The following is a 22,927-nucleotide window of genomic DNA, read 5'->3' as shown; positions in this document are numbered from 1 at the left end:
TATTGACATTTCACCAAAAAATTGCTATACTACGCTGTTAAGATAAAAGAATAAAAAAAAGCAAAATCTTAACGAACTAATAATTAACCCAAAAACTATGAAAATGATCTTAAATACTGGAGTAATAGTGGGCAATACACCAATGATGTCAGAAAAAACCCGCCACTACCTCAGTCAGTTCTGGCATTTTCCTTCCAAAGAAGATGCTGAGAAAGAAAAGGAAAAATACTATCTATTTGACTACAAAAGAGAAATACACAGGCGAGATGACCAAACTGAAAGCGAGATTGAACCGTAAATTCTAGTAGAAAACAGAAAAAACTTCTGTTTTCCCTAGAGTTTATCTAAATAGTTAGGTAGCTCAGTTCATTAAAAATTTGAAACAACAGAATCGCCCGCACCCGAGGCCAAAGATAAATATCGGGAAGGAGGAAATATGCAGATTCTAAAGAAACAAAGTGATGATTGTGATCACCTTCACCGGTGGACTTGTAAGATTGAACCATCTGATATAAATACTGCGATAAAATCGCGGTATATGATAATAACTGGACTAGAGATCATGTTTTCTGTGGACGGAATGATCCGCCTAACCACAGGAGAAAAGTTTTCTGGATATGGTCCAGACTACCTCGTGTTTGAAAGGAACGAGGTGTGGTTCGATCCAGTTGAACCATTAATGTTTCAACTGGGCTTCTTTCAAGGGCAAAATAACGTATGCCCCGCATGGGTTAGGCCAATTGAAAAAATTGGCAATAATTTCTTTCCTTGCGGAAAGAAAAAAAAATTCAATGTTTCAAAAATTAGACATTGGAGACCTGACTATTGAGTAACATTAACCCCGAACTGACAACATTCAGTTCGGGGCTTTTTTTATTTCAATATTACAAAATAAAATAATCTATTTGTCAAATTGGACAGCGTAAATTCTATTCTGAACTGCATCTATTCTATAGCCCGTCCCTCACCTGTCCTTCGGACATCCTCTCCCGAAGGGAGAAGAGGCTTTTCTCAAGATTGTTCCACGTGGAACAATTTCCACAAAAACACAATAAATAAAACCAACCCAACAATCCCCCATTCTGACCAAATCAGAAGAAAAACATTATGCACCGGTTGATATTGCCATATTTCCAGATTGGGAAATAATCTCGCCGAAACCAGGGTGAATTGGCCGGTTCCGACGCCGATCAAAGGATTAGCGCTAATCATTTGAATTGAGATGCCCAAATAAAGCATCCTTTCTGCCAGCGATTTAAAAAACAAGGCATAAAACTGGACTCCAGTAAAATACAGCACCAAAAAAGCTACCCCCACTAAAACTACTAAATTCCTAAATTGTTCCACGTGGAACAATTTTTTAATCTTTTCTCTAAAATTTGTTCCACGTGGAACAATTATATATACAAGCGCAACCACTAAAGCGAAAATGGCCGATTTAGAAAAGGAAAGGAATAAACCAATAACTTGAACCACTAAAACAAGTTTGATAGAATTCAGCCAAATTGTTCCACGCCTGCCTGTCCGGTAGGCAGGTGGAACATTTTTCCACGCCTGCTTAAAATTGTTCCACGTGGAACATTTTACATTATCATGTTCTTTTATTTGTTCCGCGTCTGCCCCGTGATCTACAATTGTTCCACGTGGAACAATTGTAGATTCTTCAGGGTGGAACAATTTTTGATAAAGCAAAGTAACAACAATAGTAAAAAACAAAAAACCACCCAGAATATTGGGGTGCGGAAATAAGCCATAACTGCGAATTAAAACTTGATGATTAACGATAATCTTTGCCACACCAAGGATATCTTGCCCAATCAGGCTTTCCTTGAGCCAAAACAGTCCCAGTGAGTGCTGAACGATAAATTGAGCGATTCCAATTAAGGACTGCGCCACTCCTAAGAATATAACGATGAGGAAAAATGCGCCAAAGATATTAATTGTTCCACGTGGAACAATTTCAGAATTCTCAACCATAGAATTGTTCCACGTGGAACAATTAATCAAGTAGGGCATAAAACGGAAAGGAACATAAACAAATAATCCATATAACTCCAGAAATCTAGCGGATCGATAAAAACCAATTAACTGATTTTCAGACCAAGCAATAGAAATAAACGACCAAACGACCAGAGCAAGGGGAATTAAAAAAATACTAAACTGCTTTAAATTGTTCCACGTGGAACATTTTTTGGTGTTGGCGTATTTTGAATTGTTCCACGTGGAACAATTCAAAGATGCAATACCGACTAAAATCCCACAAACCAACCAAAATAAAACCTGCCCCTGCCAAATATCCCACAAATAGTGGTCAAATAGCGAAATTATGATCAATCCTAATAGCATTGCTCGAAAATAGTAAATAGTGGCTTTAATTAGCCCTTTTTCTCCTGTGGATAAATTATGAGTAGGCGAGTTATCCACACTTTCTGCATGATCTATCTTGTGGATAAGTCCTGCTGAGGCATAATTTCTACTTGACGTTTTTGTTATTTTATTATATAATATAGTCATGATCCAAACTAGGATCGTGGAACATAGAAATATGTCGGAAGCGTAAACATACACTCCGGCATACTCATTGAAAGTTCTTTTGACTGGAAAGTATAATACTACCTTTCTTACTCCAAGCGTAAAAGTCAATAAAAACAAATAGAAAAACCAAATATCTTTTGGCTGGTTTTTGATTATTTTCCAGATATTTGCAAGCTTTTCAGTTAAATTCATCATAATAGTAGCCCGGATAATTACTGATAGTGTAGTATTTTTTGTCTATAACCGCAAATTGAATTCAAATTACACATTAAATTGACTATCTCGCATTAACTGTTATGATTAGTAGGCAATATTTTGTTTTGGCTTAATACTAAAAATAGCGAAATAGGGCCTGTAGCTCAATTGGTAGAGCGTTCGCATGGCATGCGAGAGGCAAGGAGTTCGATCCTCCTCAGGTCCACAATTGTAATTATTATTGAAAGAGAAAATTTTGGACGATTAGCTCAGTTGGTTAGAGCGCACGATTCACATTCGTGAGGTCACTGGTTCGAACCCAGTATCGTCCACAAAGATAGCTCTCGTAGTTCAACGGATAGAACAAGGGACTCCTAAGCCTTAGATTCAAGTTCGATTCTTGACGAGAGCACAAACACAGATAAATTTGACTTTTTGTCATTAATGCGCTTAATTATAGCTAGTACATACTAAAGCTTAATCAGCAATAAAATATCTTTTAACAACAACAGAGGGGGGTGCTTATGGAACAACTACGCGTATTATACCTTGATGAAGACTTGCAGTTTCTTGTTGAGTTCAACCCAACTGCTACAAGCATCAATGCGACGACGGAGTTTCAGTTGGGATCGGATAATGTATACCGTCAGGCTAGTGGCGATCTGTGCCACAACATCGAGTGGATCCTTAAGGATCAAGATTTTAATCTTGTTGTTATTGGTAACAATCTGGGCGCTGGGATATCAAAAGCAAAAGCGGTTCCCGAAACAATGAAAAACCAAACGATTATCGTCTGGAACCATAGCACATTTGATCATATGTCTATATACGCGGATTTAGGATTCCAACACTTTACAACCCGCACAAGCCTCTGGACAAAGATCCAGGAAATTCTCAAATCAAGGCCACGGGAGAAAATCATTCCGAGGCCTGACCAGACGGATCATTTCTGTTGAATAATCTGGTCGCTCAATTATTAGCATACGCAAAACATTCTGCGTATGCTAATAACTCACCACGAGACTTGCCAAAACAAAAAAGGTGGAGTATACTCAATTTACGTTAATTATTAAGAAAAATGAATAGGGGAATGCTTTAATTCCTGACTTTCTAGCCTTTAGGGGCGCACTCTTAATAATTTCCACACTGTTTGGAAATTTTTTATTTATTATAAAGATTTAAGACATTCATAATCATTATCTTGCAGCCCTGATGTCAGTTGCAAAAAATTTAATCAAATGAACGATATATTGGCTAGTCTTGCTGATGAAGTGGATAAATTGAGTGATGAAAAAATTAGTGCTCCTGTCACGACTGCGCCGGCAGACGAAAAAACTGCGCCGGAAGAAAAGAAAGTTTCTTTTATGGAACAATTACTTTTGGACAACCCGATTGAGTTTCCAATAGTGGGCAACACTGTTATTGGAACAGTTTTAGAAGTTTCTTCCAGCGAAATCTATCTGGATCTCGGACCATTCGGAACAGGATTGGTTTTGGGCAAAGAAATTAAGGATGGCATGGGCTCTGGAAAACTAAAATTGGGCGATAAGGTTTCTGCTACTGTGACTGATTTGGAAAATGAAGAGGGTTACATCGAACTTTCCATCCGCGAAGCTTCCTATGAAAAAGCATGGGAGGATATCGAAAAGAAACGAGACGCAGGGGATAAGGTCAAGACGAAAGTTATCAGCGCTAATAAAGGCGGACTGCTTATCGAAATCAATGGGATTGCCGGATTTTTGCCTGTGTCACAACTTTCTAGCAAAAACTATCCTCGCGTTGAAGATGGAGATAAAAATAAGATTCTAAACTTGCTCAAAAAACTGGTCGGAAAAGAATTGGAAGTTTGTGTTTTGGACATTGATCGTGAAGCCGAAAAATTGATTGCCAGTGAAAAAGCGGCGCAAAGCGACCGCGATAAGGAAACTATTTCCAATTTCAAAGTTGGTGATGTGATTTCCGGTGAAATTTCCGGAGTGGTGGATTTTGGTGCGTTCGTAAAATTCTCTCCAAGAAACGATGACGGCGAGATCAATGAAAGAGAAAAAGTCGAAGGCTTGGTACATATTTCAGAACTGGCTTGGCAATTGATCGAAAACCCACGCACAATCGTAAAAGTAGGAGATAAGGTTGAGGCTAAAATTATCGGTATTGATAATGATAAAATTTCGCTTTCCATTCGCGCACTGCAGGCTGACCCATGGAGCGAAGCGACGAATAAATATAAGGTGGGGGACATCGTGACAGGAAAAGTTCACAAAATCAATCACTTTGGCGCTTTTGTCTATCTCGACAATGATATCCACGGCCTGGCACACATCAGCGAAATGCTCGATACACATCCAGGGAAAAGTCTTGGCGATCTGATCAAGACTGGGGAGGATTACAGCTGGAAAATTCTTTCTATCGAACCACGCGAACACCGTATGGGACTGACACTTATTGATAAGCCGGAAAAGGAGAAGAAAGTTAAAAAAGAAAAGGCGGAAGAAGTTGATGCTGATACAGAAAAGGTAGAGAAGAAATCCAAGAAAGAAAAAATCGAAAAAACTGAAGAAGCAAAAGAAGACGCAGAGAAACCAGCTGAGAAAAAAGTGAAGAAGGTTAAGAAGGAGAAAAAAGAGAAAGAATAAATATGCATAAACGAGTACTAATTATCTCCGGCCCAACTGGATGCGGAGAAAGCACCCTAACAAATGAAATCGTTAAGCGTTTTCCTATTTTTAAGCGTCTGGTTGCCGCGACTACGCGATCAATGAGAATTGGGGAGCAAGAAGCCATTGACTATTATTTTTTGTCCGAAGAAAAGTTTAAAGATGAAATCATTAATAAAAACATTATCGAGCATACTTACGTAAAAAATAGAGGAGTATATTATGGAAGCTACAAGCCAGACTTGGATAAAAAAATAGTCGGTGGCTTTAATATAATCGCCAATCCAGACATTGTAGGAACGAAATATTTCAAAGAAAATTATAACGCAACAACAATCTTTATTAAACCCGATTTAATAGAAAATATAAGGAAGCGAATCCTTAATAGAGAGCCATCTATCACCGAAGAAGAGTTAGCTGATAGGCTAGTCAACGCTGCAACTGAAATAAAAAATGAAATGTCTTATTATGATTTTATAGTCACTAATAAACAAGATATGCTAGAAGAGGCTGTTAATGAAATTGTAGAAATTTTAAAAACGGAGGGATTCAAACTCTCATAGCTAAGATCCGGCAGCCTGTTTGCTCACACGATGATGCCTAATCTGATCAAAAAAATCCAAAACTTTATTTCTATAAACTCTCTTTTAGAAAGAGAAGCTAAAATTGTTTTGGGAGTTTCCGGCGGACCGGACTCAACAGTGCTTCTTGATGTATTTTCCAAACTACAAAAAAAATATAATTTAGAATTATCCATTGCTCACGTCAATTATCATCTGCGAGGGAAAGATAGTAACCAGGATGAAGAGTTTGTAGAAAAGCTAGCCGAAAAATATAACTTATCACTGGATATTCTTGACGCCAAGATTGAAGAGAAAAATCAATCAGAAGAATATTTGCGCGATGTGCGGTATACTTTTTTTGAAAGATTGCGCAAAGAAAATAAATTTGATCTGATCGCGGTCGCGCACAACGCTGATGATCAAGCGGAAACGGTGCTGATGCGACTGATCCGCGGAACAGGACTCGCTGGACTTTCAGCAATGAGTGCGAAAAACGGAAATATTATCCGACCGCTGCTCGAGATGACGCGCAAAGAAATTATTGCATATTTGAAAGAAAATAAATTAAGTTACCGCATCGACAAGACAAACAGAGAATCAATTTATCTGAGAAATAAGATTAGGAATAAATTAATTCCCTATCTGGAAAAAAATTACAATCCTAATTTGCGACAATTGCTCGCCAAAAGTGCCCGGACTTTTTCGGAGGATTATGCGGTAATCGAAGAACTGACAGAAAAAGCGTGGGAAGAAAACAAAGTGCTGAGTGTGAAAAAAATACTAGCAATGCCAGAAGCGATTCAAAAGAGAATTCTACTAAAAACAATAGCGCTAAAAAAACCGGCCGACGCTCACGAGAACTATTCACAGATTGAAGAAATCTTGAAGGCCATCCGGAGTACAAAAAACAAAAACCAAATCGTCTCCAGTGGGGGATTGAAAATGACCCGCAGAGGTGATAAAATTAACTTAGAACTTATTTAATTTTTTACATAATAAAACATATGAAAAATCTCCTACGCAATATTAGCTACGCACTACTTTTCTTTCTCTTTATTTCCGGTATCCTAATTTTACTCAATAACCCCGAGAAAAAACCGACGGACATTTCACTTTCCACGCTCGTCTCTCAAATCAATGATCAAAAAATCAAAGAGATCGATGTGACTGACAGCGACCTCGCCATCATCATGACTGACGGAACGACAGAGAAATCAACCAAAGAAAAAGAAGCGGGGCTGACGGAAACTTTTAAAAATTATGGGGTTGACCCGGCAAAACTTGATGCAGTGAATATTGTCGTCAAAGGCGAAAGTTCCGCCAGCCTTTGGTTGGGAACAATCTTGCCTTTTCTTTTGCCGTTCCTACTTATTGCCGGCTTCATTTGGTTTATGCTCCGCCAAGCGCAAAGAGGGAATAATCAAGCATTGTCGTTTGGAACATCCAAGGCGCGCGTATCGGACCCGAAAGACAAAAAAAACCGTGTCATTTTCGCCGATGTCGCCGGAGCCAAGGAAGCCAAGGAAGAACTCTATGAAATTGTAGAATTTTTGAAAACTCCCAAGAAATTTTTGAGCCTTGGCGCTAAGATTCCTAAAGGTGTGCTTCTCCTCGGTTCTCCTGGAACAGGCAAAACTTTGATTGCCAAAGCAGTTGCTGGAGAAGCCAATGTACCATTTTTCAATATCTCCGGTTCGGAATTCGTAGAAATGTTTGTCGGAGTGGGAGCATCTCGTGTGCGTGACCTATTCAAACAAGCCAAGAAAAATTCACCGGCTATTGTTTTCATTGATGAAATTGATGCCGTTGGACGCCATCGTGGAGCAGGCTTAGGCGGGGGACATGACGAACGGGAACAAACTTTGAATCAAATTCTGGTGGAGATGGATGGTTTTGATACTAATACTAATGTAATTGTCATTGCCGCTACTAACCGCCCTGACGTGCTTGATCCGGCGCTCCTTCGGCCAGGACGCTTTGATCGTCGCGTGGTTATGGATTTGCCAGACATTGAAGAACGCACAGCGATTCTCAAGATTCATTCTAAAAATAAACCTTTGGTAAAAGATATTGATCTACGCGTTATTGCTCAACGAACACCGGGATTTTCCGGAGCTGACCTGGCTAATCTACTTAATGAAGCTGCAATTCTGGCTGCTAGAAGAGGCATGAAAACTATCGGCATGAACGAGCTTGCGGAATCGATCGAGAAAGTCATCCTTGGGCCAGAAAGGAAGAGTCGCCGCATTGATGAAGATGAAAAAAAAATCATCGCCTATCACGAAGCGGGACACGCACTGATTGCTGCCACGCTGAAACACGCCGATCCCGTTCAAAAAATTTCCATCATTTCCCGCGGTCATGCTGGTGGCTATACCCTAAACGCACCAACCAAAGACAAAACTCTACAATCCCGCAATTATTTCATCGATGAGCTTTCCGTCTTTTTGGGTGGATACCTCAGTGAAAGATTGACTTTTGGCGACATTACGACCGGGGCTTCCAATGATTTGGAGCGAGCAACCGCGATTGCGAGAAATTTGGTCACGCGTTATGGAATGAGCGATCTGGGACCGCGCACTTTTGGCCACAAGGAAGAAATGGTCTTTTTAGGCAAGGAAATGCACGAAGAAAAGAATTATTCTGAAGAAACCGCCCGAGAAATTGACAACCAAGTCACCAAATTTATCGCCGATGCCTACAAGGTCGCGGAGAAAATCCTCATTGAAAAGAAAGAGCTTTTGGATAAAATTTCCAACGTTCTTCTTGAGAAAGAAACAATTGAACAAGCTGAGTTCAATGCGATTATGGGAATTGCACCAGCAAAAAAGAACGAGGACGAAGCTATTATCATTGAACCAGTTGAAATGGCCACAGAAACTACGCAGGAAAAAATTGAAGCTGTGGAAGTTAAGAATATCTAGAAATTGTCATCCTGAGCGAAGCCGAAGGATCTACCTCTGGCTATCGTCAGTATTACTACAAATTACATAAACTACGGTTATCAATGACAGATCCTTCGACTTCGTCCGAGTACGGACTTCGCTCAGGATGACAGTTGTCTTTGAAGTAGATGCGTAAGTCATAAAATACAAATCTATGCCAAACATCGATTACCTAAAAATTTTCCGCGACGCGTGGAAGATCACTTGGAATAACCGCTTTTTGTGGTGGTTTGGTCTTTTCATGCTCGCTTCCGGAGGAGTAAATTTCAACTACTTTTCTTCCGGTGATGAAAAATCAAGTCAAGATTGGCAAACTTTCACAGAAAAATTTCACTTGCAAGAATTTATTGCGAAACATTCTGCTCTACTGGCCATTGGCCTTATGATCCTAATTTTGCTTTGCCTAATTTTTCTGGTTTTAAATTTTATCGGCAGAGGAGCACTGGTTAAATCAACCCAAAAAATCTTGAAAAATGAGCCAAATAGTTTCAAAATAGGGTTCCGGGATGGTAAGAAATATTTTTGGCCCATATTCTCTATATTTTTTTTCTCCGGATTAGTCGTCGCCGTTTGTTTTATTATACTTTTTGTCCCCATCGCAATCCTGTTTGTCGCAAAATCCTATATTATCGCTACAATACTGGCAATTTTGGCTGTCGCAATCCTCATTCCTTTGCTAATCCTCGCCAAGTATATCCAAACCTATGCCTGTTTTTATGTCGTACTGGCTGATTTGAAACCGTGGCTCGCCGTGGAAAATGCTTATGCGCTTTTCAAGAAAAATATTCTCGCTAGCATCATCATGTCACTGCTTTTCATTCCTCTTGGTATTCTTTCCTTTTTTGTTCTCATCGCGATTGCCCTCATCGTTCTTATTATTTTTGGCCTCATCGGATTGGCTTTATTTTTCGCCTTCAAAAATACCGGTGCAATCATTGCTCTTGCGTTGGGTCTTGCCGTTTTCATTCCCTCTGCCATTCTTTTTTATTCCATTTTCAGCGCTTTTTCCGAAGTGGCTTGGGTTCTATTTTTCTATGTCATTGCCACGCCGAAAGTAAAAGAAGTAGTGGAGGAGAAAGTAGAGGAAATCGGGGCAGAAGCAACCGCACTGACAGGTGGCGAAGCAATGAAAACAATCGAAGTTGAAACTGAGGAATAGTTTTGACGGGAATGGTTTTTTGAGGTAGGCTAGACAAGTTGGATAATATTACACAAAGCACCCTCATCCGGCTTTCAGCCACCTTCTCCCGGAGGGAGAAGGGGAAATATAATAATTTGGGCGTGTAGCTCAGTTGGTTAGAGCGCTACATTGACATTGTAGAGGTTTCAGAGGTTCGAGTCCTCTCACGCCCACAAAAAAGTTTTTTCACTTCACTTGAAAGCAAAATTTTGCTCATATTCCCCAAAAATATGAGTTGTTTTTTGTTTTATTGAAAATAAAAAAAGAGCCATGTTTTACGACTTGACTCAAAGTCGGTTTGTGGTTTAAAGAACTTTGGACATGTTTTCAACCATATCCAATAAATATTTAGTGCCCTCCATCATAGCATAAAAAGGAACGCCTTCTTTTTCCGCGACTTTCCTAAAGAAACCTTTGGATTTGAGAATTAATTTTATTTCTGGATATCTATCCTTAACAAAACGGATAACATCCAACCCGGACATTCCAGGCATTTGCATGTCAGTAATAACTAAATCAAAAGCACTGCCTGCAATCATGTTAGTGCCCTCGTCCCCGCTAGAAGCCACTTCGACAGCGTGGCCTCTATGCTCCTCCAGCATGGATTTGAAATGATAACGCAATTCAGCATCGTCGTCGATATACAGAATTTTCATTTTTACTCCTTTTCGCCCATTAGAACACTGATGAGTTCCTCTTTTTTAATTGGAAGCTTAATATCCACATTTCCACCGAAACCATAGCAAACAATCCGGCTAGATACGTTCGCGCCACGGATATCTTTCATTACCTGCGCATCTCCAGGAGAACCGAGCGTGTCAGAAATAAGCACATGAGTAGGATCCTCAAGGAAAAAAGTTTCCAATGCTTGTTTGTGGTCCACGACAATCACTTCATCAAAGTAGTCAGCCAAGACCACCTTAAGTGTTTCGCCCAAAATATCTCCACCAATAATCATCAATTTTTGCATATCAATCCTCCTTGAATTGTTCGATTAGTTTCTGAACCGCTTGTTGCCAATTTTTATTGTCCATGGTATATGGAACATTTTGGTGGGTCAGCATTTCAATATCTTCCATAAAATATTTAAGATATCCGCAGAAATGGTGATTAACATCAGTACAAATGGAAACTGGAATTCCCATCCGCACTGCGCGAGTGACCACCGCAAATCCACAAGCTGTTTCTTTTTCTCCAATTCTTTCTGGGAAATGGAGATCGGTCAAGATTCCGTAAATCTTGTTTCCAAGTTTTGACCAAACCCGCATGGCATCGTCTAGATTGTCGGCCGAAACGAACCGACAACCTTTTTCTGACAAAATCAATTTAGCTTTAGCCATTTCTTCCGGCTTGTCTTCAATTAGCAGAATTATTTTCATTTTCTCTCCTTGCTCAATTTCTACCCCGCCGATACAAGCGGCATTATTATTGATTTTTTAATGAGCTTTTGAGCCATCTGCGAATTTAGATAAACTCTAAGGAAGACAGAAGCTTTTTCTGTCCTCGGCTAGAATTTAGGGCTTAATTTCGTTTTCTGTTTGATCGGTTCTTCTGTGAATCTCTCTTTTGTAATCAAAGGTATAATATTTCTCTTTTTCCTTCTCCGCTTCTTCATTAGAAGGAAAGTGCCAGAATTGATTGAGATATTCCCTGGTTTTTTCTGACATTATCGGTGCATTACCGATAACTGTTCCATTATTCAAGATCATTTTCATAATTTTTTGGTTAATGGTAAGTTTTTGTTAAGACTCGCCCCATCATTTCGTGGCTATTCATCTTAACAGCCAATTATACTACTAAAACGTCATATTGTCAAAGATAGCGTCAATCATTGTCGATAGTTGAAAAAGCTCTTTTGCTTTATTTTCCTTATAATAAGCATTATTTGACTATTATTACTAGTTTTGTTATAATGCAATAGATGACGGTTTTGTCGTCATTATACTAAATATATGGAACTAAAAGCTATTTTGGAACAAATCGGACTGTCTAGCCATGAAGCTGGTGTCTATCTCGCATCATTAGAGTTAGGCTCCGGAACGACCATTCAAATCGCCAAAAAAGCCCTCATTAAAAGGACCACTTGCTATGATATCCTGCTGGATCTCAAAAACAAGGGGCTGATTTTTGAGTCAACAAAAGGAAAAAGAAGATTTTTCATCGCTGAAGATCCAGAAAAGCTCAAAAAGGATTTCGAACGGAAAGAAGCGATCTTTCTAGAAGCCTTACCGCAATTTCGCTCTCTCTACAACATTTCCGGCGTCAAACCAAAAATCCGATTCTATGAGGGAGTCGAAGGTATAAAAGAAGTCTACTTGGATACTTTGAGATATTCTGGCGGATTCTCGGCTTTTGGATCGGAAGATATCGTAAAGATTGTCGGGCAAGAATGGATGGGCACGTTTATTAAAAAGAGAATAAAAAAGGGCATTCGAGTGCGAGCAATCCTACCAAAAACAGACTACACCCATGGAATGCTCCATGAAAACGACCAAAAAGAATTGCGCTCCACAAAATTAATCGATAAAAGTAAATATCCTTTTTCCATAGAAATAGATATTTACGGCCACTCAAAAATATCCCTCATCTCCGCTAAGGAAACCCTAGCGGTCATCATTGAGAGTTCGGAAATATACAACACCTTGAAACTTATTTTTGAAGCGCTGTGGGATCATTTGCCAGAAATAAAGTTAAAACAGGGTTTTATGAGCGATATACCTAGACATAATCACGAACAAAGGCTAGACTAGATTTAGTTCGTAAATTCGGGACCATAGCTCAGTGGTAGAGCACGGGACTCATAATCTCTTGGTCGCTGGTTCGAATCCAGCTGGTCCCACAACAATTTCTTGGTCGTCCCGCCGAGGCGGGGCTGGTCCCACAAAATTAACCTAGTTATCCCGTAAAGAAAAAATCGCCAGTCTGATTGGCGATTTTTTCTTTTTAAGCCTATCTTTTTCTCCTGGAATGAAACGCCTGGTGTACTTCTTTAAGTTGCTTGTTAGTAACATGGGTATAAACCTGGGTTGTTGTGATAGAAGAATGTCCTAACATGGCTTGGACTGAGCGGATATCGGCGCCGTTGATGAGGAGATCTGTGGCGAAGGAATGGCGGAGAGTGTGCGGATGGACATCTTTCACGATTCCGGCCTTAGTTGCGTAGTATTTGACGATTCTTTGGACTGATCGGGGAGTTAGTCGCAAGTTATCCCCAGTTTTTTTGCTATTTTTAGCTTCAAATTTCATAAGTCCCTGAAAATCCCGGACAAACAGTGCTGGATCAACATCCGTGCGCTTGTCTAGGTATTTACTTATCGCTTGAGCGGCGGAGTCGGAAATAAAAACTACCCGTACTTTGTCGCCTTTGCCTCGCACGCTCAACTCTCGCCCTTTCAGGTCAATTTTTTCTCTATTTATATCCGTCAACTCGGACACCCGAAGACCGGCCGAAAAAAGCAGTTCCAAAATCGCCCGATCACGCAGATTCTTGAGATCTTGCCCATTCGCCTGCGCTAAAATTCGCTCCACTTCCTCCATTTCCAAAAAATCTACTTCCCGCGTCGGGGCTTTTCCCGTTTCAATTTTTTCCGCCTGAAGCGACTTGATATCTCTTTTGGAGAGAAACTTGAGAAAATTGCGGATGGCAATCACATAATAGCCTTGCGTAATTTTTTTCAGCTTTTTCCCCTTCGCATCTTCGTAGCGATTAAGATAAATCCGAAAATTTCGCACCATTTCGGCTGTGACTTGCTCGGGTCGAGAGATCTCAGCCCAATCCAAAAAGCGCCTGAGATAGTGGTCATAGTTTTCGATCGTTTTTTGCGAGCGACCCCTCTCAATTTCCAAATGTTCCAAAAATTGGACTTCAAGTTCGTGGATATCCATAGTCCAATTCTACACCAAAAACCCGATTGACAAAAATACTCGCCTGAGCTATACTGTCTAGCAGGTAAAAATTAGGGTTTTAGGATCAAGGTTTGTCCGATAATCAGACGAGGAACGGGCAAGATTCTTGCTAAAACTAAAAGAAAGGTTAATTGTATTAGTAATCTAATTCAAAAAACTTCTCCCATTATCTTCCGTAAGAAAAAATTTAAAGACTTTCTCACTAGCCTTTTTTTATTCCAAAAAAGGGTGGTGATTTTCATCAAAAGACGCCGCACGGTGAAACTTTTGCATATTTTCCGCAATTATTCTTCTTTTGTTGTCGTTGCCTCCAGTGCACTTCTTGTTTCCGCCACTAATCTTTCTGCCGGACAAAACTCCAGCGGATTCCTTTTTGGCTACCTGGAAACTGGCAACACCGACAATTATGCCAGCCCACTGGAAGACAAGATGTTTTTGACCGCCAACAAAAAAACTTCTTTGGCGCTTGCTCCGCTTTCCGAGGCGTCTAAAGTTCCTGATCTGACACTGAAACCAGCCGACGACGAAAATGACCCGGTACTTATGCAAGGAAACTCATTGGTTTGTGAAAACAGCCCCGTCCTCAAAGACCCAGAAGAAGATGGCGGCGTGGTAATTTATGAAGTCAAAAATGGTGATACGATGGGATCGATCGCCTCAGCTAACAATGTCACAATCAATACGCTCCTTTGGGCTAATGCGATTGATGATGTCGATTCCATCATGCCGGGAGACAAAATATTCATCCTTCCTGTTTCCGGACTCTCCTATACAGTCAAAAATGGCGATGATATCAATAGTATTGCCAAGGAATTTAAGGCGGACAAAGATAAAATCATTGCTTTTAATTCCCTGCATCTTGATGGGGAACTGAAAGTAGGCGACACCATCACTATTCCAGACGGACAAAGAGAAATTCCCAAGCCCAAACCCACTGAAACCGCAACTAGCCTAGGAATTGCTCCGCGCACCTATGAATCATTTGAATCAGCCGGAAAAACACTCAGCGGTGCTGGAGGAAGCGGACACAGCTTTCCTTATGGCTATTGCACCTGGTACGTCGCTCAAAAAAGAAATATTCCTTGGGGTGGCAATGCGGGAACCTGGCTCTATCATGCTAAGGCCGCCGGCTATGCAACTGGCAAAACTCCGACTGTCGGATCAATCATGGTTTCATCTGAGTCTTGGTGGGGACATGTCGCACTTGTCACCAGCGTCGGATCGGACACGTTTACCGTTTCGGAAATGAACTATAAGGGTTGGGCCAAAAAATCTACCCGCGTCGTGGCTAAGAATAGTCGGGTGATTAAAGGATTTATTCGATAATATTTCTTGATATAAAATAAAAACGTCCCATCTAATTGGGACGTTTTTTGTATTCTGAGCCTCTTCTCCCTCCGGGAGAGGATGTCACGAGCACGTGACAGGTGAGGGCAAGGGTGATAGCAAAAGATAGAAATGTTCTGCGTAGGATAGTAATAATTTTACCAAAAGCCCTTGCCCTCATCCGGCCTTCAGCCACCTTCTCCCGAGGGGCGAAGGGGATATAATTAAAGCTAAGCTAATTTTTTAATCGGCGCCAAAGAAACATCTAGTTTCTTAAGTCCAACAGACCTGAATGCAACTGTAATAATATTTCCCTGAGAAGAAATCACCAGACCTTCACCAAATTTTTCGTGACTAATCCGCTCACCGCCTTTGTAGCAAATTTTCATATCCGTAAGAATAGTCTTTTTTCTGCTAGAAGCGTATTTTTCAACGCATGCATTAATTATTGAATTTTCGGCATTTTCCACCAGTTCCGCCGGGATATCATCCAAAAAACGTGATGGCGCGTTGATTTGCGTTGAACCATAAATTGTACGCATCTTGGTAAAAAGCAGATAGACCTTTTCTTTTGCCCGCGTAATTCCGACATACATCAATCGCCGTTCTTCTTCCATCTCAATTTCACTGAGCATACTGCGCGAATGAGGCAAAATCCCCTCCTCCAAGCCGATAATGAAAACGTATTGAAATTCCAAACCCTTAGCGCTGTGCAATGTCATTAGATGCACCGCTTCGCTGGATTGATCAATATTATCCGTATCCGCGACAAGCGCCACCTCTTCCAGAAACAGCCGCAAACCTTCACCATCCACGAACTTGTCATATTTCTTCGCTACTGTGAGCAGCTCTCGCACATTTTCTACCCGCATCTGCCCTTCATCTGTTCCATCCGTCAATTGTCTCTCATAGCCACTTTCGGAAAAGACTTTCTGAATAAAGTCAGCTAAAGTCAGCTTATTTTTCACTTCTCGCATTCTTTTTGTGAACTCACAAAATTTGGCGATGCTATCCAATTTAGTCTTAATGATTTTAGTTCCAGTTGCTTTGTCCTGAACTGAAACTTCCAAACCAGCTGCGATTAGATCAAGACTATTTATCTTTGCAAAAGAAACCCATTTCTCCACCGTCTTTTCTCCAATGCCCCTTTTTGGCTCATTAATGATCCGCTCAAGAGAAATCTCATCATTAAAATTTTCAATCAGACGCAAATAGGCGATAATATCTTTGATTTCCTTTCGTTGATAGAATTTCAGTCCGCCAATAATGCGGTACGGAATTGATTCGCCCAAAAGCGCTTCCTCAATGATCCGTGATTGCGCATTCGTCCGATAGAGCACGACGATGTTGTTTAATTTCACGCCCTTATTGCGAAGAGAAATTGCTTCTGAAACAATAAATTGCGCTTCATCACTCTCATCCTCAGCTTCATATGACGCTAAAAGATGGCCGGTCTTATTTTCCGTCCAAATTTTCTTGTCCTTGCGATTGATGTTTTTGGAAATCACCCCATAGGCCGCGTCCAAAATCTGCTGGGTCGAGCGATAATTCTGCTCCAGTTTCACCACCTTGGCAGCTGGATAGTCTTTTTCAAAATCAAGAATATTTTGGATATTGGCTCCGCGCCAGGAATAAATCCCCTGCCAATCATCTCCCACGACACAAATATTTTTGTGTTTGTCCGCCAGCATTTTAATGAGAACGTATTGCGCATGGTTTGTATCTTGATATTCATCTACCATGACATAGCGGAAAATATTTTGATATTTTTCTAATACTTCTGGATATGTCCGAAAAATCCTGACCAAAAGCATTAAAATGTCATCAAAATCCAGCGCGTTATTCTTTTTTAGCCGTTCTTGATAGGCTGTGTAGACTTTCGAAACAATTTCCTCCCAATAACCGCCAACGGCCTTTTGAAACATTTCAGCATCAATCAGTTCATTTTTAGCCTTAGAAATTGCGCCTAAGATACTTTGTGGACGAAATTGCGTCGGATCAACGCCCAACTCCTTCATCGTTTTTTTGATAAGACTCTGCTGATCTTGGGCGTCAAAGATATTAAAATTGCTTTCATAGCCAATCTTGCCAATTTCCGCGCGCAGTAGTCTCGCGCAGATCGAATGAAAAGTGCCGATGAGAGGCAATTTTCCCTTAAAACCATATTCGGATAGCAATTGCGCGATCCGCTCTTGCATTTCTTTGGCCGCTTTGTTAGTAAAAGTGACCGCCAAAATCTGTCCTGGTCGCACGCCTTTTTCACAAATAAGGTATGCAGTGCGAAAAGTCAACGCCCGTGTTTTCCCTGAACCGGCGCCGGCAATCACCAAAACCGGCCCCTCGGTCGTTTCTACCGCTTCACGTTGGGAAAGATTTAGATTTTCTAATAATGTTGTCATAGTTTTTTCTATTATCTAACCATTGTAGCACAGGAACAAAATTTGAGATAAATCAGAAAATTACGCCGCTCCCTTGCCAAAACTCTAATTATAGTATATCGTTCAAATATAATCATATTATTAGCAAACAGCAGTTGACGCGTAGCCGCAACCTCTGTTTTGCCTCAAAAATGCTATGGCTCTTACAGGCAAGCAAAAAGCAAAGGTAACAAGCGATGTCAAAAGACACGAAAAAGACACGGGTTCTCCGGAATACCAAGTTGCTCTTTTCACCGAACAGATCAAGAAATTGACCGCGCACCTCAAGAAAAACGCTAAAGACTTTCATTCTCGCAGAGGCCTCCTAAAAATGGTCTCAAAACGAAAAAGACTTCTCGACTACTTGAAAAAAACTAACGAGAAAAACTATAAAGCCTTGATCAAGAAATTGGAACTCAAAGGCTAAAATTACTAAAAGCAAAATGATTATCATTTTGCTTTTTAGGTTAAAATAACAAAAAACATTATGAGTATCTACAAAGAACAACGCATCGGTGTTTTGGTCGACATCCAAAACCTCTATTACAGCGCGAAAGTGCTTCATCAAAAAAAAGTCAATTTCGGTCAAGTCCTGAAAGAAGCCGTCGGTGACCGGAAACTGATCCGCGCCATCGCTTATGGAATCAAGACTCTCGAAGGCCAAGAAGAAAAGTTTTTTGACGCCTTGGAAAAAGTCGGCTATGAGGTCAAAACCAAAGATTTGCAAATCTTTCCCGGCGGAGCCAAAAAGGGGGATTGGGACGTGGGAATTGCCGTGGACGCCATTAAAATGTCCAAAACCCTTGATGCAATTGTTTTGGTTTCCGGCGATGGAGATTACATTCCTTTGGTCAAATATATCCAATCCACCACTGGTTGTCGCGTCGAAGGCATCGCTTTTATGGAATCGACCAGCAACAAGCTGGTTGAAGAACTGGACGCTTTCATTAATTTGAGCGAAAATAAGAAAAAGTTTTTGATTTAACAATATGAATCAAATAAACATACCAAATGAGTCAATATTGCCAATTGTAGGCGGACTATTCATCTTTCTGTTTATCTTTTTTTCTTTGTGCTATGTCTATATGTCAATTTGCCTTTTAAAAATTGCCAGGAAAACTAACACGGGAAATGCTTGGTTTGCTTGGATTCCAATTCTTGATATGCTCTTGGCGCTGGAAATTGCCAAAAAACCCACTTGGTGGATTATTTGGTTTTTCATTCCTGTGGCTAATCTTGTCACTTATGTACTGGTTTGGATGGGAATTTCCAAGATATTGCGAAAACCAGAATGGCTGGGAATTCTAATGATTATTTCACCGCTAAATCTTATTGTTCCTGGCTATCTCGCTTTTTCCAGAATTGATAATACGCCACAAAAGCCGGAAATTAAAATTATGAACGTTTCGCTTTAAGAAAACCAGAAACTAAAAAACCTCCATTGGAGGTTTTTTGTTTTCCAAAACAGGCAAAAACTTGCCAAAAACCCAAAAATAGGCTAGACTTGAAAAGTTAAATAATTAAAAATAAGTCTCATTTTAGGCATAAATTAGCCAAAGTATGGGGATTTATGAATTAGGGTTTGCAAAAATTTGCAGTTCCTAATTCGTAAATCATCGTCATACGACATGTTTTTTTCGCTAAACTTAGTGCCAGATGCGACTTCACACAACTAAATGGATCAAAAGAAATGGTCTCTCCAAATTGGGGGACGTATCTTGGAAATCGAAAACGGCCTTTTAGCCGGACAAGCTAATGGCGCCGTCACAGTGCGTTATGGCGACACAGTCGTACTTGCGACGGCTGTCATGAGTAAAGGCGCATCCCGCGTCTGTGGATATTTCCCTTTGATGGTAGATTTCGAAGAACGCTATTATGCCGCCGGGAAAATCAAAGGCTCGCGTTTTATCAAACGTGAAGGCCGCCCATCCGATGACGCCGTCCTTTCCGGACGCGCCGTCGACCGAACAATCCGTCCACTTTTCAACCACCGGATGCGAAATGACGTGCAAGTAATTGTGACCGTACTTTCTTATGATGGAGAAAACGACCCTGATACGATTGCTATCATCGCTGCTTCGACTGCTCTCGCCATATCAAATATTCCTTGGAATGGTCCAGTCGCTGCTGTACGCGTCGGAAAAGCCGGTGGGGAGTTTGTGCTTAATCCAGTCAGCAATGGAGAATTAGCTGAAGGCGAACTTGATCTTTTGATTTCCGGCAGTGCTGACAAAGTCAATATGATAGAAAGTGGCGCAATGGAAATTTCTGAAGAAGAAATGCTCAAAGCCTTTACTTTTGGACAAGAAGCAATCAAAAAGATTGTCGGTTTCATTTTAGAAATTCAAAAGGAAATAGGGAAAGAAAAAAATGTGCCAACGCTTGTGGCTGGAACACCCGAATTTGAAGCTAAAGTCAAAGAAATTTTAATGACTGAAAATCTAGCTGAAGCATTGTATGACAAAGACAAGAAAGTAATCGAGGAAAAGATGAGTGCGATCAATGACAAAGTCAAGGACTACATCAAAGCAACTTTTCCAGAAGAAGAAGCGAAATTGAAAGAAGTAGCTGAAATTGTCTTTGAGGAGGTATCCGATGAAATCGTACATAAAAATATTCTCGAAAAAGAATTGCGCCCGGATTCACGAAAACTAGATGAAATCCGCCATATTGAATGTCGAACAGGCCTCTTGCCACGGACTCATGGAACCGGACTATTCACCCGCGGAGAAACCCAAGCCCTCACAGTCACGACACTCGGTTCGCCTGGTGACCAGCAGATTATCGATACGATGGAGGTAGACATGAAAAAACGCTACATCCATCACTACAATTTTCCGCCATATTCAGTCGGAGAAGTCCGTCCAATGCGAGGACCGGGAAGACGAGAAGTGGGACATGGCGCGCTGGCCGAAAAAGCGCTCGTTCCAGTTTTACCATCCAAAGAGGAATTTCCATATACCATTCTTTTAGTTTCTGAAATTCTTTCCTCCAATGGATCATCTTCCATGGCTTCCACTTGCGGTTCGACACTATCGCTGATGGATGCTGGCGTGCCGATCAAGCGCCCAGTTTCCGGAATTGCTATGGGAATTATTGTCGGAGAAAATAATAAATTCAAGATTCTTACTGACATTCAAGGCTTGGAAGATCACTACGGTGATATGGACTTCAAGGTAGCTGGAACGGAAAAAGGCATCACAGCGATGCAGATGGATGTGAAAGTTGACGGAGTCACACTGGAAATGCTCGCTGCGGTTCTGACCCAATCTCACCAAAATCGTCTGGAGATTTTGAAAAAAATTACCGATGTTCTGCCAGCACCACGCACCGAGATGTCCCAATATGCCCCAAGAATCATCACAATGCAGATCAATCCAGAGAAAATCAGAAATGTCATTGGAACTGGTGGCAAGATCATCAATGAAATCATTGATCAGACTGGCGTGCAAATCGACATTGAAGACAGCGGTATGATTTTCATCACTTCGCCTGACCAAGTTTCTGCCGGAAAAGCCAAGGAATGGATTGACAATCTCACCCACGAAGTCAAAGCAGGAGAAATCTTTAATGCCAAAGTGACCCGCATCATGGCCTTTGGCGCCTTTGCGGAAATCCTCCCAGGACAAGAAGGACTAATTCATATTTCTGAAATTGCTGAGAGACGGATTGAGAAAGTGGAAGATGTTCTGAGCGTCGGAGATATTGTGAAAGTCAAGGTCAAAGAAATCGACTCACAAGGCCGGATTAATCTTTCAGCAAGACTGGCAAATCAAGCGGAATAATAAATTGGTCAAAAATTGAATTATGTTTTATAATAGAAGCGGATGATTTCCGCTTCTATTTTATTCTTTTTTCAATCCCACAATAATCATCCCCTTTGTATATAAATAAATTTAAAAAAAGTCCACTGACCACAAATATAACCTTCTGAATAAAGTGGCTAGGGATAGAATAAAAAAATGTTCGGTTTTACAAAAAAAGTTTCTCCAGATCAATCAGCAAAAAAAAATAATTTCGAAGATCAGGCGATACCTTCAGCTTTTAATGTTGATGAGGCACCGATATATACAATGCAAGAAGACCTGAAGCTTCCCGGCATCAACCATAAAATGATTGTGGGTGAAGAAAAAAGCGACCAACCCAATCAAACTCCCTTGCCTCATAAACAAAGCAACAGCCCACTCTCTAATTTGGCCGACAAAAATCCCCTAAGCGGAATTATTGTCACGGATGACAAACTTCAACCAGATGACTTGATAGCAAATATCGCAAAAAGAACAAAATCTGTTGAAAATAATGATCCAATGACAGTCACACGAGCACAGAAAAGATTTGAACCAGAAATACCTACTACTTCTTCCAAATTAAAACCGACTCCATCGATGGTAAAAGAGTACTCTATTACTCATCGTAGTTGGCGCCTGATCTTTTTTTCTATTTTCTCCTCAATCCTTCTTATTCTCTTGAGCTGGATCGGCCTTAGCTATTATCGCGATAATAATTTCAACCCTTTTGATAAAATCACTTTGCCCCTCATAAAAAATACTGCAAAACCAGAAATACAAAACCAAAACAAAGAACCAGAGCAACCAGTAACCCTATCTTACTCACAAACAAGCCCTAATTATCTCCGATTAGAAACATCTGATTTTGACCCAAAAAAAATCAAAGCTACCCTAGAACAATACATGCGAAAAGTCTCCTTGGGAAATTACACAGCTCCAATTGAATTCATCGTGACAGATGCTCAAAACAAACCACTTAATTTCAAGACTTTTTCCGATCTAATGGGCCTGAAATTCTCCCCTGCACTTATGGCTCTTTTGGGTGACAAATTCAGCCTATATATCCACAATGATGCCTCAATGCCAAAAATAGGATTATCAATCGAATCACGGGACAACATCAATCTTGCAAAAGTACTCTTACAAGAGGAAAAAGATCTTGCTGATGAGGTCAATCCGCTCTTTTTTACTCAAAATTCCTACGACAATACCAGACCATTTCTCAGTACTACCTATTCAGGAGTAAACATTCGCTATCAAAACATAATTTCTCCAGATAATCTCTCTATCGACTACAGCTTTTATGGAAATAATCTTTATCTAGGAGTTACCAAGGCGACAATGTTTGCAATTATCGATAAAATTACAACTTCTGATACTGCAAATTAGCCTGGCTAAAAAGATAGATTTACAATGCC

General features: G+C 40.5%; 22 protein-coding genes and 5 tRNA genes. 20 read left to right on the top strand and 7 right to left on the bottom strand.

Features of this window, described 5'->3' with window-relative positions; all coding sequences use genetic code 11:
• Positions 1-97: 97 nt before the first annotated feature.
• Entirely contained in the window at positions 98-298 is a 201-nt protein-coding gene (locus WC848_02100; protein MFA5961452.1) for a hypothetical protein, read from the top strand.
• Between the two features lie 138 nt (positions 299-436).
• Positions 437-829: a hypothetical protein gene (locus tag WC848_02095; GenBank protein ID MFA5961451.1), complete on the top strand. Its 393-nt coding sequence runs from the start codon at positions 437-439 to the stop codon at positions 827-829.
• Positions 830-1,011: 182 nt separating this feature from the next.
• On the opposite strand, the gene WC848_02090 is transcribed toward WC848_02095, so the two are convergent.
• Positions 1,012-2,730 carry an O-antigen ligase family protein gene (locus tag WC848_02090; protein MFA5961450.1) on the bottom strand — a complete coding sequence of 573 codons (1,719 nt, stop codon included), beginning with the start codon at positions 2,728-2,730 and terminating at the stop codon, positions 1,012-1,014.
• Positions 2,731-2,883: 153 nt separating this feature from the next.
• Between WC848_02090 and WC848_02085 the strand changes: the two genes are divergently transcribed.
• The 10 genes from WC848_02085 to WC848_02040 all read left to right on the top strand — a co-directional run bounded on the left by WC848_02085 (position 2,884) and on the right by WC848_02040 (position 10,245).
• Positions 2,884-2,956, top strand: a tRNA-Ala gene (locus WC848_02085).
• A 32-nt stretch (positions 2,957-2,988) separates the two neighbouring features.
• Positions 2,989-3,062, top strand: a tRNA-Val gene (locus WC848_02080).
• A gap of 8 nt (positions 3,063-3,070) precedes the next feature.
• Positions 3,071-3,142, top strand: a tRNA-Arg gene (locus tag WC848_02075).
• A 112-nt stretch (positions 3,143-3,254) separates the two neighbouring features.
• Complete coding sequence (locus tag WC848_02070) at positions 3,255-3,686, top strand: hypothetical protein (GenBank protein ID MFA5961449.1); 432 nt, start codon at positions 3,255-3,257, stop codon at positions 3,684-3,686.
• 282 nt (positions 3,687-3,968) lie between these two features.
• Positions 3,969-5,363, top strand: a complete 1,395-nt coding sequence (locus WC848_02065; protein MFA5961448.1) for a S1 RNA-binding domain-containing protein — start codon at positions 3,969-3,971, stop codon at positions 5,361-5,363.
• 2 nt (positions 5,364-5,365) lie between these two features.
• Positions 5,366-5,947, top strand: a complete 582-nt coding sequence (locus tag WC848_02060) for a hypothetical protein (protein ID MFA5961447.1) — start codon at positions 5,366-5,368, stop codon at positions 5,945-5,947.
• A 30-nt stretch (positions 5,948-5,977) separates the two neighbouring features.
• Positions 5,978-6,931, top strand: a complete 954-nt coding sequence (tilS, locus tag WC848_02055; GenBank protein ID MFA5961446.1) for a tRNA lysidine(34) synthetase TilS — start codon at positions 5,978-5,980, stop codon at positions 6,929-6,931.
• 20 nt (positions 6,932-6,951) lie between these two features.
• Positions 6,952-8,871, top strand: a complete 1,920-nt coding sequence (gene ftsH, locus WC848_02050; GenBank protein MFA5961445.1) for an ATP-dependent zinc metalloprotease FtsH — start codon at positions 6,952-6,954, stop codon at positions 8,869-8,871.
• 175 nt (positions 8,872-9,046) lie between these two features.
• Positions 9,047-10,051, top strand: coding sequence for a hypothetical protein (locus tag WC848_02045; GenBank protein ID MFA5961444.1), 1,005 nt, complete (start codon positions 9,047-9,049; stop codon positions 10,049-10,051).
• Between the two features lie 118 nt (positions 10,052-10,169).
• Positions 10,170-10,245, top strand: a tRNA-Val gene (locus WC848_02040).
• A gap of 132 nt (positions 10,246-10,377) precedes the next feature.
• On the opposite strand, the gene WC848_02035 is transcribed toward WC848_02040, so the two are convergent.
• The 4 genes from WC848_02035 to WC848_02020 form a co-directional block, all read right to left on the bottom strand.
• Complete coding sequence (locus tag WC848_02035) at positions 10,378-10,728, bottom strand: response regulator (GenBank protein ID MFA5961443.1); 351 nt, start codon at positions 10,726-10,728, stop codon at positions 10,378-10,380.
• Between the two features lie 2 nt (positions 10,729-10,730).
• Positions 10,731-11,042 (bottom strand): hypothetical protein, encoded by a 312-nt coding sequence (locus WC848_02030; protein ID MFA5961442.1) that lies wholly within the window; start codon positions 11,040-11,042, stop codon positions 10,731-10,733.
• 1 nt (position 11,043) lies between these two features.
• Positions 11,044-11,451 carry a hypothetical protein gene (locus tag WC848_02025; GenBank protein ID MFA5961441.1) on the bottom strand — a complete coding sequence of 136 codons (408 nt, stop codon included), beginning with the start codon at positions 11,449-11,451 and terminating at the stop codon, positions 11,044-11,046.
• Between the two features lie 135 nt (positions 11,452-11,586).
• A complete protein-coding gene (locus tag WC848_02020; GenBank protein MFA5961440.1) occupies positions 11,587-11,787 on the bottom strand; it encodes a hypothetical protein in 201 nt (66 codons plus the stop codon).
• Positions 11,788-12,024: 237 nt separating this feature from the next.
• Between WC848_02020 and WC848_02015 the strand changes: the two genes are divergently transcribed.
• On the top strand, positions 12,025-12,822 hold the full coding sequence (locus WC848_02015) for a helix-turn-helix domain-containing protein (GenBank protein MFA5961439.1): 798 nt from the start codon (positions 12,025-12,027) through the stop codon (positions 12,820-12,822).
• 17 nt (positions 12,823-12,839) lie between these two features.
• A tRNA-Ile gene (locus WC848_02010) sits at positions 12,840-12,911 on the top strand.
• A 110-nt stretch (positions 12,912-13,021) separates the two neighbouring features.
• Here the strand turns inward: WC848_02010 and xerA are convergent.
• The gene (gene xerA / locus WC848_02005) at positions 13,022-13,957 is read right to left on the bottom strand and encodes a site-specific tyrosine recombinase/integron integrase (protein MFA5961438.1); all 936 of its coding nucleotides are present in this window, start codon (positions 13,955-13,957) and stop codon (positions 13,022-13,024) included.
• Positions 13,958-14,209: 252 nt separating this feature from the next.
• On the opposite strand from xerA, the gene WC848_02000 reads away from it, so the two are divergent.
• A complete protein-coding gene (locus WC848_02000; protein MFA5961437.1) occupies positions 14,210-15,304 on the top strand; it encodes a LysM peptidoglycan-binding domain-containing protein in 1,095 nt (364 codons plus the stop codon).
• A gap of 230 nt (positions 15,305-15,534) precedes the next feature.
• On the opposite strand, the gene WC848_01995 is transcribed toward WC848_02000, so the two are convergent.
• Positions 15,535-17,703, bottom strand: a complete 2,169-nt coding sequence (locus WC848_01995; protein ID MFA5961436.1) for a UvrD-helicase domain-containing protein — start codon at positions 17,701-17,703, stop codon at positions 15,535-15,537.
• Positions 17,704-17,878: 175 nt separating this feature from the next.
• Between WC848_01995 and rpsO the strand changes: the two genes are divergently transcribed.
• The 5 genes from rpsO (at position 17,879) to WC848_01970 (ending at position 22,898) form a co-directional block, all read left to right on the top strand.
• On the top strand, positions 17,879-18,148 hold the full coding sequence (gene rpsO / locus WC848_01990) for a 30S ribosomal protein S15 (protein ID MFA5961435.1): 270 nt from the start codon (positions 17,879-17,881) through the stop codon (positions 18,146-18,148).
• A 60-nt stretch (positions 18,149-18,208) separates the two neighbouring features.
• Entirely contained in the window at positions 18,209-18,706 is a 498-nt protein-coding gene (locus tag WC848_01985; GenBank protein MFA5961434.1) for an NYN domain-containing protein, read from the top strand.
• 4 nt (positions 18,707-18,710) lie between these two features.
• Complete coding sequence (locus WC848_01980; GenBank protein MFA5961433.1) at positions 18,711-19,136, top strand: DUF5684 domain-containing protein; 426 nt, start codon at positions 18,711-18,713, stop codon at positions 19,134-19,136.
• A 261-nt stretch (positions 19,137-19,397) separates the two neighbouring features.
• Positions 19,398-21,506 carry a polyribonucleotide nucleotidyltransferase gene (gene pnp / locus WC848_01975; protein ID MFA5961432.1) on the top strand — a complete coding sequence of 703 codons (2,109 nt, stop codon included), beginning with the start codon at positions 19,398-19,400 and terminating at the stop codon, positions 21,504-21,506.
• 177 nt (positions 21,507-21,683) lie between these two features.
• Positions 21,684-22,898, top strand: coding sequence for a hypothetical protein (locus WC848_01970; GenBank protein ID MFA5961431.1), 1,215 nt, complete (start codon positions 21,684-21,686; stop codon positions 22,896-22,898).
• Positions 22,899-22,927 lie beyond the last annotated feature (29 nt).

It is taken from the genome of Parcubacteria group bacterium (genome assembly GCA_041659505.1).
Taxonomy (GTDB): domain Bacteria; phylum Patescibacteriota; class Minisyncoccia; order Moranbacterales; family UBA2206; genus UBA9630.
The sequence above is the reverse complement of the archived record's forward strand: the minus strand, read 5'-3'. Positions and strand labels throughout refer to the sequence as shown.

Coding starts and splice junctions, on each gene's coding strand:
- WC848_01995 (MFA5961436.1), bottom strand. CDS start 17,703: ATGACAACATTATTAGAAAATCTAAATCTTTCCCAACGTGAAGCGGTA.
- WC848_01970 (MFA5961431.1), top strand. CDS start 21,684: ATGTTCGGTTTTACAAAAAAAGTTTCTCCAGATCAATCAGCAAAAAAA.
- WC848_01985 (MFA5961434.1), top strand. CDS start 18,209: ATGAGTATCTACAAAGAACAACGCATCGGTGTTTTGGTCGACATCCAA.
- WC848_02065 (MFA5961448.1), top strand. CDS start 3,969: ATGAACGATATATTGGCTAGTCTTGCTGATGAAGTGGATAAATTGAGT.
- WC848_02025 (MFA5961441.1), bottom strand. CDS start 11,451: ATGAAAATAATTCTGCTAATTGAAGACAAGCCGGAAGAAATGGCTAAA.
- WC848_02070 (MFA5961449.1), top strand. CDS start 3,255: ATGGAACAACTACGCGTATTATACCTTGATGAAGACTTGCAGTTTCTT.
- WC848_02030 (MFA5961442.1), bottom strand. CDS start 11,042: ATGCAAAAATTGATGATTATTGGTGGAGATATTTTGGGCGAAACACTT.
- WC848_02045 (MFA5961444.1), top strand. CDS start 9,047: ATGCCAAACATCGATTACCTAAAAATTTTCCGCGACGCGTGGAAGATC.
- rpsO (MFA5961435.1), top strand. CDS start 17,879: ATGGCTCTTACAGGCAAGCAAAAAGCAAAGGTAACAAGCGATGTCAAA.
- WC848_01980 (MFA5961433.1), top strand. CDS start 18,711: ATGAATCAAATAAACATACCAAATGAGTCAATATTGCCAATTGTAGGC.
- WC848_02020 (MFA5961440.1), bottom strand. CDS start 11,787: ATGAAAATGATCTTGAATAATGGAACAGTTATCGGTAATGCACCGATA.
- ftsH (MFA5961445.1), top strand. CDS start 6,952: ATGAAAAATCTCCTACGCAATATTAGCTACGCACTACTTTTCTTTCTC.
- xerA (MFA5961438.1), bottom strand. CDS start 13,957: ATGGATATCCACGAACTTGAAGTCCAATTTTTGGAACATTTGGAAATT.
- WC848_02015 (MFA5961439.1), top strand. CDS start 12,025: ATGGAACTAAAAGCTATTTTGGAACAAATCGGACTGTCTAGCCATGAA.
- WC848_02060 (MFA5961447.1), top strand. CDS start 5,366: ATGCATAAACGAGTACTAATTATCTCCGGCCCAACTGGATGCGGAGAA.
- WC848_02090 (MFA5961450.1), bottom strand. CDS start 2,730: ATGATGAATTTAACTGAAAAGCTTGCAAATATCTGGAAAATAATCAAA.
- WC848_02035 (MFA5961443.1), bottom strand. CDS start 10,728: ATGAAAATTCTGTATATCGACGACGATGCTGAATTGCGTTATCATTTC.
- WC848_02095 (MFA5961451.1), top strand. CDS start 437: ATGCAGATTCTAAAGAAACAAAGTGATGATTGTGATCACCTTCACCGG.
- WC848_02100 (MFA5961452.1), top strand. CDS start 98: ATGAAAATGATCTTAAATACTGGAGTAATAGTGGGCAATACACCAATG.
- pnp (MFA5961432.1), top strand. CDS start 19,398: ATGGATCAAAAGAAATGGTCTCTCCAAATTGGGGGACGTATCTTGGAA.
- tilS (MFA5961446.1), top strand. CDS start 5,978: ATGATGCCTAATCTGATCAAAAAAATCCAAAACTTTATTTCTATAAAC.